This is a genomic window from Pseudozobellia sp. WGM2, assembly GCF_017810075.1.
Lineage (GTDB): Bacteria > Bacteroidota > Bacteroidia > Flavobacteriales > Flavobacteriaceae > JADNYK01.
The window spans coordinates 35,808-50,015 of sequence record NZ_JADNYK010000003.1 but is presented as its reverse complement, the minus strand read 5'-3'; the positions used below and the strand labels follow the sequence as shown (position 1 = coordinate 50,015).

The following is a 14,208-nucleotide window of genomic DNA, read 5'->3' as shown; positions in this document are numbered from 1 at the left end:
TTAGAAAAATGAGCCAAAAAATTAGGATAAAACTAAAATCTTACGATCATAACTTGGTAGATAAATCTGCTGAAAAAATCGTAAAAACGGTGAAGACGACAGGAGCAGTGGTTACTGGGCCTATTCCTTTACCAACCCATAAAAAGATATTTACGGTATTGCGCTCTCCGCACGTAAATAAAAAATCTAGAGAGCAATTTCAGTTAAGTTCTTATAAGAGACTTCTGGATATTTATAGCTCTTCATCGAAAACTATCGATGCGCTTATGAAGCTTGAGCTTCCGAGTGGTGTTGAGGTTGAGATCAAGGTTTAATTACTGATTATAAATTATCCGATAGGGTAATTGACATGTCCTGAGCTGCGTGCGAGGGAAAAACGGAGAAAAAATTAATTCGGGGTCGAATAATTTTTGACCCTGTTTTTTTGTCTGAAAGTTAAGAGTGTAAATTAAATTAATATAAACGGATGGTGGGTTATGAAAATCATAATCTCAATTCCAAAATTTTAAATCAATTATGTCTGGGTTAATAGGAAAAAAAGTAGGCATGACCAGCATCTTTGACGAGAACGGAAAGAATGTTCCGTGTACCGTTATCGAAGCGGGGCCATGTGTGGTTACCCAAGTCAGAACCGATGAAGTTGATGGTTATACAGGTCTTCAACTTGGTTTCGATGACAAGGCAGAGAAACGTGCTAACAAGGCTGAAACAGGTCATTTTAAGAAAGCAGGTACCTCTCCGAAGAAAAAAGTCGTTGAGTTCAAAGGTTTTGAGGGAGAGTTCAAATTAGGTGATACGGTCGGTGTAGACATGTTTACCGAAGGAGAGTTTGTTGATGTTGTTGGAACGTCGAAAGGAAAAGGCTTTCAAGGTGTTGTTAAACGTCACGGTTTTGGTGGTGTGGGTCAAGCGACTCACGGTCAGCACAACAGATTAAGGGCTCCAGGTTCTATTGGTGCGGCTTCTTACCCTGCAAGAGTATTCAAGGGTATGAAAATGGCAGGTAGAATGGGTGGTGAACGTGTTACTGTTCAAAACCTTCGAGTGCTTAAGGTGGTTCCGGAGCAAAACCTTTTAGTTGTAAAAGGTGCGGTACCAGGTCATAAAAATTCTTACGTAACTATACAAAGGTGGGAGTAATGAAGGTAGCAGTTTTAGATATCAAAGGAAAAGAAACGGGTAGAAAGGCAGACCTTTCTGATTCAGTTTTCGCAGTAGAGCCAAATGAGCATGCTGTATATTTAGATGTTAAGCAATACTTGGCTCATCAGAGACAAGGTACACACAAAGCAAAAGAGCGTGCAGAGATTGCTGGTAGTACACGTAAGATCAAGAAGCAAAAAGGTACTGGTACGGCACGTGCTGGTAGCATTAAGTCTCCTATTTTTAGAGGTGGTGGTAGAATTTTTGGTCCTAGACCTAAAGATTATGGCCAGAAGCTGAACAAAAATGTGAAACGATTGGCTCGTAAATCTGCTTTAAGTATAAAGTCTAAAGAGAATGCCATTGTCGTAGTTGAAGACTTCAGTTTTGATACTCCGAAAACTAAAGAATTTAAGGATATTTTGAAGTCCTTAGGCATTGAAAATAAAAAGTCTCTGATTGTCTTGGGTGATTCAAATAATAGCGTATATTTGTCTTCGCGAAATTTGAAGGGCTCAGAAGTCGTAACTTCCTCAGAAATAAGCACTTATAAAATAATGAACGCAAATAGTATTGTGTTGTTGGAAGGTGCTTTGGAAGGGTTGGAGTCGAATCTAAATAAAAATTAAGCCATGAGCGTGTTGATAAAACCAATTATAACCGAAAAAATGACCGCTGAAAGCGAGTTGTACAACCGGTATGGTTTCATAGTGGATCCTAAGGCGAACAAGATTCAAATTAAGGATGCCGTTGAAGCTACTTACGGAGTTGGGGTCAAAAAGGTTAGGACTATGAATTATGGTCCGACTAGGAAAACGCGATATACCAAAACTGGTATTCAGCATGGTAAGACCAATTCGGTCAAGAAAGCGATTGTCGATGTCGTTGAAGGTGACATCATCGATTTTTACAGTAATCTATAAAGACACGAAATGTCAGTTAGAAAATTAAAACCTATCACTCCAGGACAGCGTTTTAGAGTAGTAAACGGATTTGACGCGATTACTACTGATAAGCCGGAGAAGAGTTTACTCGCTCCGTTAAAAAAGTCAGGAGGTAGAAACAGTCAAGGAAAAATGACCATGCGCCATAGAGGTGGAGGTCATAAAAGAAGGTATCGTGTTATCGATTTTAAAAGGGATAAGCAAGATGTTGCTGCAACCGTAAAATCGATTCAGTACGATCCAAATAGAACTGCCTTTATCGCATTGGTTGAGTATGCTGATGGTGAAAAGAGATATGTTATTGCGCAAAACGGATTGCAAGTAGGTCAAGAAATTACTGCTGGTGCTTCTGTTGCTCCTGAAATAGGAAATGCATTGCCTTTGAGCAATATTCCTTTAGGTACTATAATATCTTGTATCGAGTTGAGGCCTGGTCAAGGTGCTATTATGGCTCGTAGTGCAGGTACTTTTGCTCAGTTAATGGCGAAAGACGGTAAGTTTGTGACCGTTAAAATGCCTTCTGGTGAAACAAGGTTGATATTGTCTACATGTATGGCGACTATCGGAGCTGTTTCAAATTCAGATCACCAGTTATTGGTGTCCGGTAAGGCTGGTAGAAGTCGTTGGTTGGGTAGAAGACCTAGAACAAGACCGGTAGCGATGAACCCTGTCGATCACCCAATGGGTGGTGGTGAAGGTAGAGCTTCTGGTGGTCACCCAAGATCTAGAAACGGTATACCTGCAAAAGGTTACAGAACCCGTGTTAGAACCAAGAAGACGAATAGATATATTTTAGAACGTAGAAAGAAATAAAAAGTAGAAACAAATGGCACGTTCATTAAAAAAAGGACCTTACGTTCACTATAGTTTGGAGAAGAAAATCCAACAAAATGTATCTTCAGGCAAGAAGAGTGTGATTAAGACGTGGTCGAGAGCATCAATGATTACACCTGATTTTGTAGGTCTTACCATTGCAGTTCATAACGGGAGGCAATTTGTTCCTGTTTTTATCACTGAAAACATGGTAGGTCACAAATTAGGCGAATTTTCTCCGACGAGATCTTTTAGGGGTCATGCGGGAGCTAAGAATAAAGGAAAGAAGTAAGCTATGGGAGTTCGAAAAAAACAAATGGCCGAAAGAATTAAGGCTGAAAAGAAGCAGTTGGCATTTGCCAAATTGAACAACTGTCCAACCTCACCGAGAAAAATGAGATTGGTTGCTGATTTGATTAGAGGTGTAGAGGTTGAGAAGGCTTTGGCTATTCTTAGGTTCAATCCGAAAGAGGCGTCTCGTAAGTTGGAAAAGTTATTGCTTTCAGCTCTAGCGAACTGGCAGGCAAAGAATGAAGATGCAAGTGTTGAAGAGGCTTCTCTTTTCGTTAGTGAAATTCGAGTTGATGGTGGTACTATGTTGAAGAGATTACGACCAGCTCCGCAGGGAAGAGCTCATAGAATTAGAAAGCGTTCAAACCATGTGACATTGGTTTTGGGATCTAACAATAATACACAAAGCTAGAAATGGGACAGAAAACAAATCCGATAGGAAATCGTCTAGGAATCATCAGAGGTTGGGAGTCTAACTGGTATGGTGGAAACGATTATGGTGATAAGCTAGCTGAAGATAACAAAATTCGTAAATACATTCATGCACGTCTGGCAAAAGCGAGTGTGTCAAGAGTTATTATCGAACGTACTTTAAAGTTGATTACCATTACGGTGACTACTGCAAGACCTGGTATTATTATCGGTAAAGGCGGTCAAGAGGTCGATAAACTTAAAGAGGAGCTTAAGAAAATCACTAATAAGGAAGTTCAGATCAATATTTACGAAATTAAAAGACCTGAGCTTGATGCAAATTTGGTAGCTGCGAGTATCGCTCGTCAGATAGAAAGTAGAATTTCTTTTAGAAGAGCTATTAAAATGGCTATCGCTGCGGCGATGAGAATGAATGCTGAAGGTATTAAAGTTCAGATTTCCGGACGATTGAACGGTGCTGAAATGGCGCGTTCAGAATCATATAAAGATGGTAGAATTCCTCTTTCTACGTTCCGTGCAGATATCGATTATGCTTTACAAGAAGCGCAGACGACTTATGGCAAGTTGGGTATCAAAGTATGGATTATGAAGGGTGAAGTTTATGGGAAACGAGATCTTTCACCGTTGGTTGGTATGACCAAAGGGCAGTCTGGTAAAGGAGGAGATAAACGAGATGGTGGTAAAAGACCACGTCGTAGAAAGTAATTTTAAAAGAGTAAGCAATGTTACAGCCAAAAAGAACCAAGTTTCGAAAGATGCAGAAAGGCCGCATGAAAGGTATTGCGGGCAGAGGTTTTCAATTATCGAACGGTATGTTCGGAATCAAGACTTTGGATTCTAAATTTATAACGTCACGTCAGATAGAGGCAGCGCGTATTGCAGCTACCCGTTATATGAAAAGACAAGGGCAACTTTGGATTAAGATTTTTCCGGATAAGCCTATCACCAAGAAACCTCTTGAGGTTCGTATGGGTAAAGGTAAAGGTGCTCCCGAGTATTTTGTGGCCGTTGTTAAGCCTGGTAGAGTTCTCTTTGAAGTCGCAGGTGTGCCTATGGATGTTGCTAAAGAGGCCTTGCGTCTTGCAGCTCAAAAATTACCGGTGCGTACTAAGTTTATCGTCGCCCGTGATTATGTTGAAGAAACAATTTAAGGTGTATCATGAAGAATAAAGAAATTAAAGAATTATCTGTCGAAGAGCTTAAGCAAAGGCTTGCCGAGTATAAGAAACAACATGCAGACCTTAAAATGGCACATTTTGTTACACCGTTAGAAAATCCTCTTCAGATAAGAACGGCTAGAAGAACGGTGGCTAGATTGGCAACGGAATTAACTAATAGGGAAAACCAATAATTGGTTCTGCTTTATGGAAGAAAAAAGAAACTTAAGAAAAGAGAGAGTAGGGGTTGTAACCAGTAACAAGATGGAGAAGTCTATCGTTGTTGCAGAGGTTAAAAGAGTAAAACACCCTATGTACGGAAAATTCGTTTTAAAAACGAAAAAATACGTTGCTCACGACGAGAAGAACGATTGTAAAGAAGGAGATACCGTGAAGATTATGGAGACGCGTCCTTTGAGCAAGACCAAATGTTGGAGATTAGTAGAAATCTTAGAAAGAGCTAAATAATTATGTTACAGCAAGAATCAAGATTAAAGGTAGCTGACAATACTGGTGCTAAAGAGGTTTTGACCATTAGAGTTTTAGGTGGTACAAAGCGTAGATATGCATCGATTGGCGATAAGATCGTTGTTACCGTTAAAGAGGCTACACCAAATGGTGGTATTAAAAAAGGTGCTGTATCAACGGCAGTAGTGGTAAGAACTAAGAAAGAGGTAAGAAGGCCAGATGGTTCTTATATCCGTTTCGATGACAATGCATGTGTGTTGTTGAACCCTACCGGTGAAATGAGAGGTACTCGTGTATTCGGTCCTGTTGCTCGTGAGCTTCGTGACAAGCAGTTTATGAAAATCGTTTCATTAGCCCCTGAGGTACTTTAATATAGTAGATCATGAATAAGTTAAAGATAAAAACAGGAGATACGGTTCGAATTATCGCTGGTGACCATAAAGGTACCGAGGGTAAGGTGATGACTGTAGATCGAGAAAAGAACAAAGCGATCGTTGAAGGTGCTAACATGGTATCGAAACATGAGAAGCCAAGTGCGCAGAACCCTCAAGGTGGCATCGTAAAGAAAGAAGCTCCTCTTCATATTTCAAATCTAGCGCTTATCGACCCAAAGTCGAATGAAGTAACTAGAGTTGGTTATGAAATGAGAGACGGAAAGAAAGTCCGGTTTTCTAAGAAATCCAATGAAGTAATATAGTTATGGCTTACGTTTCAAGGTTAAAGAAAGAATATAGAGAGCGTGTTATCAGTGCTCTTAAAGATGAGTTCGGTTATAAGAACATCATGGAGGTGCCAAAACTGCAAAAGATTGTAGTGAGTAGAGGCATTGGAGCTGCTGTGGCGGATAAGAAGTTGATTGATCATGCTGTAGAAGAGCTTTCGAATATTACTGGTCAAAGAGCTGTGCCGACAATGTCTAAGAAAGATGTCGCGGCCTTCAAATTGAGAAAAGGTATGCCAATCGGTGCCAAAGTAACATTGCGTGGTGAGAGAATGTATGAATTCTTAGATCGCTTGATTACATCGGCGTTACCACGTGTACGTGATTTTCAAGGAATTCGTGCTACTGGTTTTGATGGAAGAGGAAATTATAGCTTAGGGGTAACCGAGCAAATTATTTTTCCTGAAATCAATATCGATAAAATCAACAGGATTAATGGTATGGATATTACCTTCGTGACCACGGCACAAACCGATAAGGAAGCTAAGTCGCTTTTAACTGAATTAGGATTACCATTTAAAAAGAACTAGAATGGCTAAAGAATCAATGAAAGCCCGAGAGCGCAAAAGGGCAAAGACAGTAGAGAAATATGCCGAGAAAAGAAAAGCTTTGAAAGAAGCTGGTGATTACGAGGCTTTGCAGAAATTGCCAAGAAATGCCTCTCCTGTTCGTATGCACAATCGTTGTAAACTTACAGGTAGACCTAAGGGTTACATGAGAACTTTCGGTATTTCAAGGGTTATGTTCCGAGAAATGGCCAATAAAGGTTTGATTCCTGGGGTTAAAAAGGCAAGTTGGTAATATAAGAGTTTAACTGGTTTCAGGTTCGTGAATAACGAAAACCGTTACCAAATTATATAAGAATGGTTACAGATACTATTGCAGATTATCTAACGAGAGTTAGAAACGCCAGCAGAGCTGGACACAGAGTGGTAGAGATACCCTCCTCTAAAGTGAAAAGAGAGATAACAAAAATATTGTTCGATCAGGGATATATTTTGAGTTATAAATTTGAAGAGGATAAATTTCAAGGTATGATTAAAATCGCTTTGAAATATGATAGGGCTACAAAAGAGCCGGTTATTAGAAAAATTCAAAGAGTAAGTAAGCCTGGTCTTCGTAAGTACGCCGGTTCTGAGAGCTTACCAAGAGTTTTGAACGGTTTAGGAATTGCTATTGTATCTACCTCTCATGGGGTAATGACAAGTAAGCAGGCCAAGAACGAAAATGTAGGTGGTGAAGTTCTTTGCTACGTATATTAATAAGGAATAAAGGATTAAGAAATGTCAAGAATAGGTAATAATCCGGTAGCGATCCCCGAGGGAGTGACCGTAGAGATAAAGGATAACAATATTGTCGTTAAAGGCAAGTTGGGTGAGTTGACCCAGGAGTATTCCGCTGTCGAAGTTAAGGTAGAAGATGGCCAAGTTTGGGTTACGAGACCTTCTAACTTAAAAGAGCACAAAGCGAAGCATGGTTTGTACCGTTCCCTTGTAGAAAACATGATAGAAGGTGTTTCTAAAGGTTGGACAAAAGAACTTGAGTTGGTAGGTGTAGGTTATCGTGCCAGCAATCAAGGTCAGAAATTAGATTTGGCTTTAGGTTTTTCACATAATATAGTTTTGGATCTTGCTCCTGAAGTTAAGGTTGAGACTACTTCTGAAAAAGGTAAAAACCCTATTGTGAAGTTAACATCCTATGACAAGCAATTGGTAGGTCAGATAGCTGCCAAAATACGTTCTTTCCGTAAGCCTGAGCCTTACAAAGGAAAAGGGATCAAGTTTGTGGGTGAACAATTGCGAAGAAAAGCAGGTAAATCAGCTTAATAGTATATCATGGCATTATCAAAGAGCGAAAGAAAACAAAGAATACGCAGAAGAATCAGAAAGGTTTCTTCAGGTACAACAGAGAGACCAAGATTGTCTGTGTTTAGAAGTAATAGTGCGATTTATGCACAAGTAATTGATGATACTGAAGGAAAAACACTTTTGTCGGTATCGTCTAGAGACGAGAATTTTGCTAAGCAAGAAGGCACTAAGTCAGAAATAGCAACTGCGGTTGGTAAAGCTGTTGCCGAAAAATGTAAAGAAGCCGGTATTGAAAAGGTTGCTTTCGATCGAGGAGGTAATCTTTATCACGGTAGAGTAAAGGCATTGGCCGAAGGCGCACGTGAAGCAGGACTTAATTTTTAAATAATACTATGTACCAGAAATACAAGAACGTAGAAACTGTTAAACCTGGAGGTTTAGATTTAAAAGATAGATTGGTAGGTATACAGCGAGTTACCAAAGTGACCAAAGGTGGTAGAGCTTTTGGCTTTTCTGCCATAGTGGTCGTAGGTGATGAGAATGGTGTCGTGGGTAGCGGTTTAGGTAAATCTAAAGAGGTTGCAACCGCAATTGCAAAGGCTATAGAAGACGCTAAGAAAAACCTTATCCGTATTCCTTTGAACAAGGGCACTGTGCCTCATGAACAAAAAGGTAAATATGGTGGTGCCAGGGTTTACATTCAACCGGCATCTCATGGTACCGGGGTAATTGCCGGTGGTGCCGTTCGTGCGGTATTGGAATCTGTAGGGGTTCAAGATGTACTTTCTAAATCACAAGGTTCATCTAACCCTCATAATGTTGTAAAAGCTACTTTTGATGCTTTATTACAACTTAGGGATGCAGGTACTGTAGCAAAACAAAGAGGAGTTTCTTTAGAAAAGGTGTTTAAAGGATAAGCGAGTTAAATTATGGCTAAGAAAATACAGGTTAAACAACTAAAGAGCAGTATCAAGAAACCAAAGAACCAAAAGCGAACTTTAGAGGCTTTAGGTTTAAAGAGAATCGGTCAGGTGGTAAAGCATGAAGCCACTGCCAACATACTTGGTATGATAGATAAAGTTAAACATTTGGTTTCCACACAGGAAGCTTAATATACAAGATACTAATGAATTTAAGCAATCTTAAACCGGCAGAAGGTTCAGTAAACAGAGCAGGAAAAAGAGTGGGTAGAGGTCAAGGTTCCGGAAAAGGCGGAACAGCGACTCGAGGTCACAAAGGAGCTAAGTCTAGATCTGGATATTCTAAGAAAATTGGTTTCGAAGGTGGTCAGATGCCACTTCAGCGTAGAGTGCCCAAATTCGGTTTTACGAACATAAACCGTGTTGCGTACAAGGGAGTGAACTTGAATAAATTACAAGAGTTGGTCGACAACAAAATTGTTAAAGACACAATTACGGTTGAAACACTTGTTGATAACGGGTTGGCTAAAAGAAAAGATTTAATTAAAATATTGGGCGGTGGGGAACTTAAGGCTTCCCTTAAAGTATCCGTGCATAAATTTACGGCTAGTGCCAAAGCGGCAATTGAAGCTGCTGGTGGAGAAGCAATAAATTTATAAGCATACCCTACTATGAAGAAATTTTTCGAGACCATATCCAACATTTGGAAGATAGAAGAACTGAGAAACCGCATATTGGTGACTCTAGGGTTATTGTTGGTTTACCGTTTTGGTTGCCAAATCGTTCTTCCGGGTATCGATTCAACACAATTAGCAGCATTGGCTTCGGGTACCGATCAAGGTATCTTCGGTCTTTTAAATGCTTTTACTGGTGGTGCTTTTGCTAACGCTTCGGTTTTTGCGTTAGGTATCATGCCGTACATATCTGCATCAATTGTGGTGCAATTGATGAGTATTGCTATACCTTATTTACAAAAACTAGACAAAGAGGGTGAGAGTGGAAGAAAGACAAAAAATCAGATTACACGTTGGTTGACTATAGGAATTTGTGTAGTTCAAGCGCCGGCCTATTTATACGGGCTTGAAGCCTTCGGTGTTCAAGATAGTGCCTTTTTATTAGGTAAAGGTCTTGATTTCATGATTCCAGCTGTGGTTATCTTGGTTACCGGCTGTGTTTTTGCCATGTGGCTCGGAGAGAAAATTACCGATAAGGGTATTGGTAATGGTATCTCACTTTTGATAATGATCGGAATTATCGCTACGATGCCTCAGTCTTTCGTTCAAGAGTTCATTTCAAGAACGACGAATAACACGGGTGGTTTAATGTTTATGTTGATCGAAGTCATCCTTTGGTTCTTGGTAATTCTTGCAAGTGTTTTACTAGTTATGGCAACGCGTCAAATACCGGTACAATATGCAAGAAGAACGGCATCTGGTGGATATGAGAAAAATGTAATGGGGTCACGTCAGTATATTCCATTGAAACTAAATGCATCTGGTGTTATGCCTATTATCTTTGCTCAGGCAATTATGTTCGCTCCGAGTTTGATCGGTAAGACATTTAATGATACGGCAGCCGGGCAGTGGATGGAAGTTCAGTTTCAAGATATCTTCGGATTGGCCTATAATATATTGTTCGCAGTATTGATTATTATATTCACATATTTCTACACGGCGATTACCGTTCCGACGAATAAAATGGCCGATGATTTAAAAAGAAGTGGAGGTTTTATACCAGGTATTCGACCAGGAAAGGAAACCGGTGATTTTTTAGATAAGGTAATGTCTTTGATAACATTGCCAGGTTCTGTATTTTTGGCCGTTTTAGCGGTATTGCCGGCAATCGTTGTAAAGTTGATGGATATTCAAGCAGGTTGGGCCTTGTTTTATGGTGGTACATCGCTATTGATTATGGTAGGTGTGGCTATCGATACGGTACAGCAGGTAAACGCTTATCTGTTGAATAGACATTATGACGGTTTGATGAAAACCGGTAAAAATAGAAAAGTAGCATAAGTATGGCTAAGCAAGCAGCAATAGAACAAGATGGATCTATAATCGAAGCATTGTCGAATGCAATGTTCCGCGTAGAACTTGAGAATGGGCACGTAGTTACCGCGCACATTTCAGGTAAAATGCGTATGCATTACATCAAATTGCTTCCAGGTGATAAGGTTAAATTGGAAATGAGTCCCTACGACCTTACCAAAGCTAGAATTACTTATAGATATTAATAGTAGAGAAAGATAGCGAGATGAAAGTAAGAGCATCAGTTAAAAAAAGAAGTGCCGACTGCAAGATTGTGCGCAGAAAGGGCAGGTTGTACGTAATCAACAAAAAGAATCCTAGATTTAAACAAAGACAAGGATAATTATGGCAAGAATTGCAGGTATAGATATACCAAAACAAAAGAGAGGTGTTATTGCCTTAACCTACATTTTCGGAATCGGGAGAAGTAGGTCCCAAGAGATTTTGGAGAAGGCCAATGTTAGTGAAGATACTAAAGTGTCTGATTGGAACGATGATGAAATTGGTCGCATCAGGGAAGCGGTATCTTCTTATACTATTGAAGGTGAGCTTCGATCAGAAACCCAATTGAACATCAAGCGTTTGATGGATATTGGATGCTACCGAGGAATTCGTCATAGATCAGGTCTTCCATTACGTGGTCAACGTACAAAGAACAATTCTAGGACTAGAAAAGGAAAAAGAAAAACGGTCGCCAACAAGAAAAAGGCAACTAAATAATAGTAGGTTATTATGGCAAAGTCAACTTCAAAGGCAGGTGCAAAAGCGGCGAAGAAACGTAAAGTTATCGTTGACTCAGTGGGTGAGGCTCACGTTACTGCATCTTTCAACAATATCATTATTTCCCTTACGAACAAAAAAGGAGATGTCATCTCTTGGTCTTCTGCAGGCAAAATGGGTTTTAGAGGTTCTAAAAAGAACACACCCTATGCTGCACAGGTAGCAGCTGAAGAATGTGCTAAAACTGCACATGAGGCAGGTCTTAGAAAGGTAAAGGTCTATGTAAAAGGGCCAGGTAATGGTAGAGAATCTGCTATAAGAGCCGTTCACAATTCTGGAATCGAGGTAACTGAAATTATTGATGTTACCCCAATGCCGCATAACGGTTGTAGGCCTCCGAAAAGAAGAAGAGTATAATTTTATTCACTATATATTTCATAGGAAATGTAGTTTACGATTATCGAAGGATAAGCCTTAATTCATAATCACATTTCCAAATAATTAGAAAATGGCAAGATATACAGGACCAAAAAGTAAAATCGCCCGTAAGTTTGGCGAAGCTATCTTCGGAGACGATAAGTCTTTCGAAAAAAAGAATTACCCTCCAGGACAACATGGTAACAACAGACGCCGAGGAAAAAAATCGGAGTATGCTGTTCAGTTGATGGAAAAACAAAAAGCGAAATATACCTACGGTATTTTAGAAAAGCAATTTAGAAACATATTCGCCAACGCCAAGAGAAAAGAAGGTGTTACCGGTGAAATATTGTTACAATTGTGCGAATGTCGACTCGACAATGTAGTTTACCGCATGGGAATCGCTCCTTCTAGACGAGGTGCAAGACAATTGGTTTCGCACAGACACATTACTGTTAACGGCGAGTTGGTTAACATACCTTCATACACTTTGAAAGCAGGAGACGTTGTAGGTGTTCGTGAGAAATCTAAATCACTTCAAGTGGTAAAAGATTCTCTTGATGCCAATAGTAATGTTTATGAGTGGATGACTTGGAACTCTGAAAAGAAAGAAGGAACTTTTGTTTCCGTGCCTGAAAGATTACAGATTCCGGAGAATATCAAAGAACAATTAATTGTTGAGCTTTACTCTAAATAACATAGAACACTAATTCATATGGCATTATTTAATTTTCAGAAACCCGATAAAGTAATAATGATCGATTCTTCGGATTTCGAAGGAAAGTTCGAATTCCGTCCTTTGGAACCCGGTTATGGATTAACTGTTGGGAACGCACTAAGAAGAGTATTGCTATCTTCTTTGGAGGGCCACGCTATTACTTCGGTCAGAATTGACGGTGTTGAGCACGAGTTTTCAGTTATTTCGGGTGTTGTTGAAGATGTTACCGAAATAATATTAAACTTAAAGCAAGTACGCTTTAAAAAACAAATTGATGATTCTGAGGCTGAAGTGGTTTCTATTTCAGTCAGTGGGAAAGAACAATTGACAGCTGGCGATTTTCAGAAATTTATTTCCGGATATCAAGTACTGAATCCTGATTTGGTTATCTGTAACATGGATCCCAAGGTTAGCATTAATATGGAAATAGTTATCGATAAAGGTCGTGGCTATGTTCCTGCTGAAGAGAATAAAAAATCTAATGCGGCTTTAGGCAGCATAGCTATCGATTCTATTTTTACACCTATTAAGAATGTAAAGTACAGCATTGAAAACTTTCGTGTTGAGCAAAAGACCGATTACGAAAAGTTAGTTTTCGAAATTGAGACTGACGGATCTATTCATCCTAAAGATGCTTTGACCGAAGGTGCTAAGGTTTTGATACATCACTTCATGTTGTTCTCTGATGAGCGTATAACGCTAGAGGCAGATGAAATCGCTCAGACAGAAACTTATGACGAAGAGTCTTTGCACATGCGTCAGCTTTTGAAAACAAAGTTGGTCGATATGGATCTTTCCGTTCGTGCTTTGAATTGTTTGAAAGCCGCTGAGGTAGATACGTTAGGTGATTTGGTTTCTTTCAACAAGAACGATTTGATGAAGTTCAGAAACTTCGGTAAAAAATCATTGACTGAATTGGAAGAGTTGGTCATCAATAAAGGTCTTAGTTTTGGAATGGACCTTTCAAAATACAAATTAGATAAAGATTAATCGCTATTTCTTACAGGTTAGGGAAACGCCCTCAGTTGGAGAAATACAATAGAAATAAAAAATGAGACACGGTAAAAAGGTCAATCATTTAGGAAGAAAAACAGCACATAGAAAAGCTATGTTGGCCAACATGGCCTGCTCCTTGATTGAACACAAAAGAATCAATACTACTGTAGCTAAGGCAAAAGCGCTTAAGCAATTTGTAGAACCGTTGATTACTAAGGCAAAAGCAGAGAACAATGTTACTGCTGAAAAAGGTACGCACAATCGTCGTATCGTATTCAAAAACTTACGTGACAAATATGCTGTAACTGAATTATTCAGCGCAGTAGCTGAGAAAGTTGCTGATAGGCCTGGCGGTTATACTAGAATAATTAAGTTAGGTAACCGATTGGGTGATAATGCCGATATGGCTATGATTGAGTTGGTTGATTTTAATGAACTCTACAACGCAGGTAAGCCTAAGAAGAAATCTACTCGAAGAAGTAGAAGAGGTGGTAAAAAAGAGGATGAGGCTAAGACCGAAACCCCTCCAGTAGCACCAGCTGAAACAGCGGAAGCTCAAGCTGATGTTGAAAATGTAACAGACGATTCTGAAGAATAATATGTTTTAACTCATTATAATATAAAAAGGATAAG

29 protein-coding genes are annotated in these 14,208 nt (G+C 39.5%); all 29 read left to right on the top strand.

Annotated features, from left to right (window positions below; genetic code table 11):
* Window positions 1-8: 8 nt before the first annotated feature.
* On the top strand, window positions 9-314 hold the full coding sequence (gene rpsJ, locus IV512_RS07290) for a 30S ribosomal protein S10 (RefSeq protein WP_007094989.1): 306 nt from the start codon (window positions 9-11) through the stop codon (window positions 312-314).
* Window positions 315-516: 202 nt separating this feature from the next.
* Window positions 517-1,140 (top strand): 50S ribosomal protein L3, encoded by a 624-nt coding sequence (rplC, locus tag IV512_RS07285; RefSeq protein WP_209401996.1) that lies wholly within the window; start codon window positions 517-519, stop codon window positions 1,138-1,140.
* Entirely contained in the window at window positions 1,140-1,772 is a 633-nt protein-coding gene (gene rplD, locus IV512_RS07280; RefSeq protein ID WP_209401994.1) for a 50S ribosomal protein L4, read from the top strand. Before rplC ends, rplD begins: the two co-directional genes overlap by 1 nt.
* A gap of 3 nt (window positions 1,773-1,775) precedes the next feature.
* Entirely contained in the window at window positions 1,776-2,066 is a 291-nt protein-coding gene (gene rplW, locus IV512_RS07275; RefSeq protein WP_100871012.1) for a 50S ribosomal protein L23, read from the top strand.
* A gap of 9 nt (window positions 2,067-2,075) precedes the next feature.
* On the top strand, window positions 2,076-2,900 hold the full coding sequence (rplB, locus tag IV512_RS07270; protein WP_209401992.1) for a 50S ribosomal protein L2: 825 nt from the start codon (window positions 2,076-2,078) through the stop codon (window positions 2,898-2,900).
* Between the two features lie 13 nt (window positions 2,901-2,913).
* Window positions 2,914-3,192 (top strand): 30S ribosomal protein S19, encoded by a 279-nt coding sequence (rpsS, locus tag IV512_RS07265; protein ID WP_072995004.1) that lies wholly within the window; start codon window positions 2,914-2,916, stop codon window positions 3,190-3,192.
* Between the two features lie 3 nt (window positions 3,193-3,195).
* Window positions 3,196-3,603 (top strand): 50S ribosomal protein L22, encoded by a 408-nt coding sequence (rplV, locus tag IV512_RS07260; protein WP_100871014.1) that lies wholly within the window; start codon window positions 3,196-3,198, stop codon window positions 3,601-3,603.
* A gap of 2 nt (window positions 3,604-3,605) precedes the next feature.
* Window positions 3,606-4,328, top strand: a complete 723-nt coding sequence (gene rpsC, locus IV512_RS07255; RefSeq protein ID WP_100871015.1) for a 30S ribosomal protein S3 — start codon at window positions 3,606-3,608, stop codon at window positions 4,326-4,328.
* A gap of 17 nt (window positions 4,329-4,345) precedes the next feature.
* Complete coding sequence (gene rplP, locus IV512_RS07250) at window positions 4,346-4,774, top strand: 50S ribosomal protein L16 (RefSeq protein ID WP_209401990.1); 429 nt, start codon at window positions 4,346-4,348, stop codon at window positions 4,772-4,774.
* 8 nt (window positions 4,775-4,782) lie between these two features.
* On the top strand, window positions 4,783-4,974 hold the full coding sequence (gene rpmC / locus IV512_RS07245; RefSeq protein ID WP_100871017.1) for a 50S ribosomal protein L29: 192 nt from the start codon (window positions 4,783-4,785) through the stop codon (window positions 4,972-4,974).
* Window positions 4,975-4,987: 13 nt separating this feature from the next.
* Complete coding sequence (rpsQ, locus tag IV512_RS07240; RefSeq protein WP_091866920.1) at window positions 4,988-5,248, top strand: 30S ribosomal protein S17; 261 nt, start codon at window positions 4,988-4,990, stop codon at window positions 5,246-5,248.
* Window positions 5,249-5,250: 2 nt separating this feature from the next.
* Window positions 5,251-5,619 carry a 50S ribosomal protein L14 gene (gene rplN / locus IV512_RS07235; protein ID WP_013993867.1) on the top strand — a complete coding sequence of 123 codons (369 nt, stop codon included), beginning with the start codon at window positions 5,251-5,253 and terminating at the stop codon, window positions 5,617-5,619.
* A gap of 11 nt (window positions 5,620-5,630) precedes the next feature.
* Window positions 5,631-5,945 carry a 50S ribosomal protein L24 gene (gene rplX, locus IV512_RS07230; RefSeq protein WP_209401988.1) on the top strand — a complete coding sequence of 105 codons (315 nt, stop codon included), beginning with the start codon at window positions 5,631-5,633 and terminating at the stop codon, window positions 5,943-5,945.
* A 2-nt stretch (window positions 5,946-5,947) separates the two neighbouring features.
* Window positions 5,948-6,499, top strand: coding sequence for a 50S ribosomal protein L5 (gene rplE / locus IV512_RS07225; RefSeq protein ID WP_100871019.1), 552 nt, complete (start codon window positions 5,948-5,950; stop codon window positions 6,497-6,499).
* A gap of 1 nt (window position 6,500) precedes the next feature.
* Complete coding sequence (rpsN, locus tag IV512_RS07220; protein ID WP_100871020.1) at window positions 6,501-6,770, top strand: 30S ribosomal protein S14; 270 nt, start codon at window positions 6,501-6,503, stop codon at window positions 6,768-6,770.
* A gap of 62 nt (window positions 6,771-6,832) precedes the next feature.
* On the top strand, window positions 6,833-7,231 hold the full coding sequence (rpsH, locus tag IV512_RS07215) for a 30S ribosomal protein S8 (protein ID WP_100871021.1): 399 nt from the start codon (window positions 6,833-6,835) through the stop codon (window positions 7,229-7,231).
* A gap of 21 nt (window positions 7,232-7,252) precedes the next feature.
* Window positions 7,253-7,795: a 50S ribosomal protein L6 gene (rplF, locus tag IV512_RS07210; protein WP_209401986.1), complete on the top strand. Its 543-nt coding sequence runs from the start codon at window positions 7,253-7,255 to the stop codon at window positions 7,793-7,795.
* Between the two features lie 9 nt (window positions 7,796-7,804).
* Entirely contained in the window at window positions 7,805-8,161 is a 357-nt protein-coding gene (rplR, locus tag IV512_RS07205) for a 50S ribosomal protein L18 (protein ID WP_100871023.1), read from the top strand.
* Window positions 8,162-8,169: 8 nt separating this feature from the next.
* A complete protein-coding gene (gene rpsE / locus IV512_RS07200; RefSeq protein ID WP_100871024.1) occupies window positions 8,170-8,694 on the top strand; it encodes a 30S ribosomal protein S5 in 525 nt (174 codons plus the stop codon).
* Window positions 8,695-8,706: 12 nt separating this feature from the next.
* Window positions 8,707-8,889, top strand: coding sequence for a 50S ribosomal protein L30 (gene rpmD / locus IV512_RS07195; RefSeq protein ID WP_209401984.1), 183 nt, complete (start codon window positions 8,707-8,709; stop codon window positions 8,887-8,889).
* A gap of 14 nt (window positions 8,890-8,903) precedes the next feature.
* Entirely contained in the window at window positions 8,904-9,356 is a 453-nt protein-coding gene (gene rplO, locus IV512_RS07190; RefSeq protein ID WP_209401982.1) for a 50S ribosomal protein L15, read from the top strand.
* A 12-nt stretch (window positions 9,357-9,368) separates the two neighbouring features.
* The gene (gene secY / locus IV512_RS07185) at window positions 9,369-10,712 is read left to right on the top strand and encodes a preprotein translocase subunit SecY (protein WP_209401980.1); all 1,344 of its coding nucleotides are present in this window, start codon (window positions 9,369-9,371) and stop codon (window positions 10,710-10,712) included.
* 2 nt (window positions 10,713-10,714) lie between these two features.
* Window positions 10,715-10,930, top strand: a complete 216-nt coding sequence (gene infA / locus IV512_RS07180; RefSeq protein WP_013305172.1) for a translation initiation factor IF-1 — start codon at window positions 10,715-10,717, stop codon at window positions 10,928-10,930.
* Between the two features lie 20 nt (window positions 10,931-10,950).
* Window positions 10,951-11,067 carry a type B 50S ribosomal protein L36 gene (ykgO, locus tag IV512_RS07175; RefSeq protein WP_013305171.1) on the top strand — a complete coding sequence of 39 codons (117 nt, stop codon included), beginning with the start codon at window positions 10,951-10,953 and terminating at the stop codon, window positions 11,065-11,067.
* A 2-nt stretch (window positions 11,068-11,069) separates the two neighbouring features.
* On the top strand, window positions 11,070-11,444 hold the full coding sequence (gene rpsM, locus IV512_RS07170) for a 30S ribosomal protein S13 (protein ID WP_100871028.1): 375 nt from the start codon (window positions 11,070-11,072) through the stop codon (window positions 11,442-11,444).
* 12 nt (window positions 11,445-11,456) lie between these two features.
* Window positions 11,457-11,861, top strand: coding sequence for a 30S ribosomal protein S11 (gene rpsK, locus IV512_RS07165; protein WP_072995021.1), 405 nt, complete (start codon window positions 11,457-11,459; stop codon window positions 11,859-11,861).
* A gap of 91 nt (window positions 11,862-11,952) precedes the next feature.
* A complete protein-coding gene (gene rpsD, locus IV512_RS07160; protein ID WP_209401978.1) occupies window positions 11,953-12,558 on the top strand; it encodes a 30S ribosomal protein S4 in 606 nt (201 codons plus the stop codon).
* Window positions 12,559-12,576: 18 nt separating this feature from the next.
* Window positions 12,577-13,569 carry a DNA-directed RNA polymerase subunit alpha gene (locus IV512_RS07155; protein ID WP_100871030.1) on the top strand — a complete coding sequence of 331 codons (993 nt, stop codon included), beginning with the start codon at window positions 12,577-12,579 and terminating at the stop codon, window positions 13,567-13,569.
* 61 nt (window positions 13,570-13,630) lie between these two features.
* A complete protein-coding gene (gene rplQ / locus IV512_RS07150) occupies window positions 13,631-14,173 on the top strand; it encodes a 50S ribosomal protein L17 (RefSeq protein ID WP_209401976.1) in 543 nt (180 codons plus the stop codon).
* Window positions 14,174-14,208: the final 35 nt, after the last annotated feature.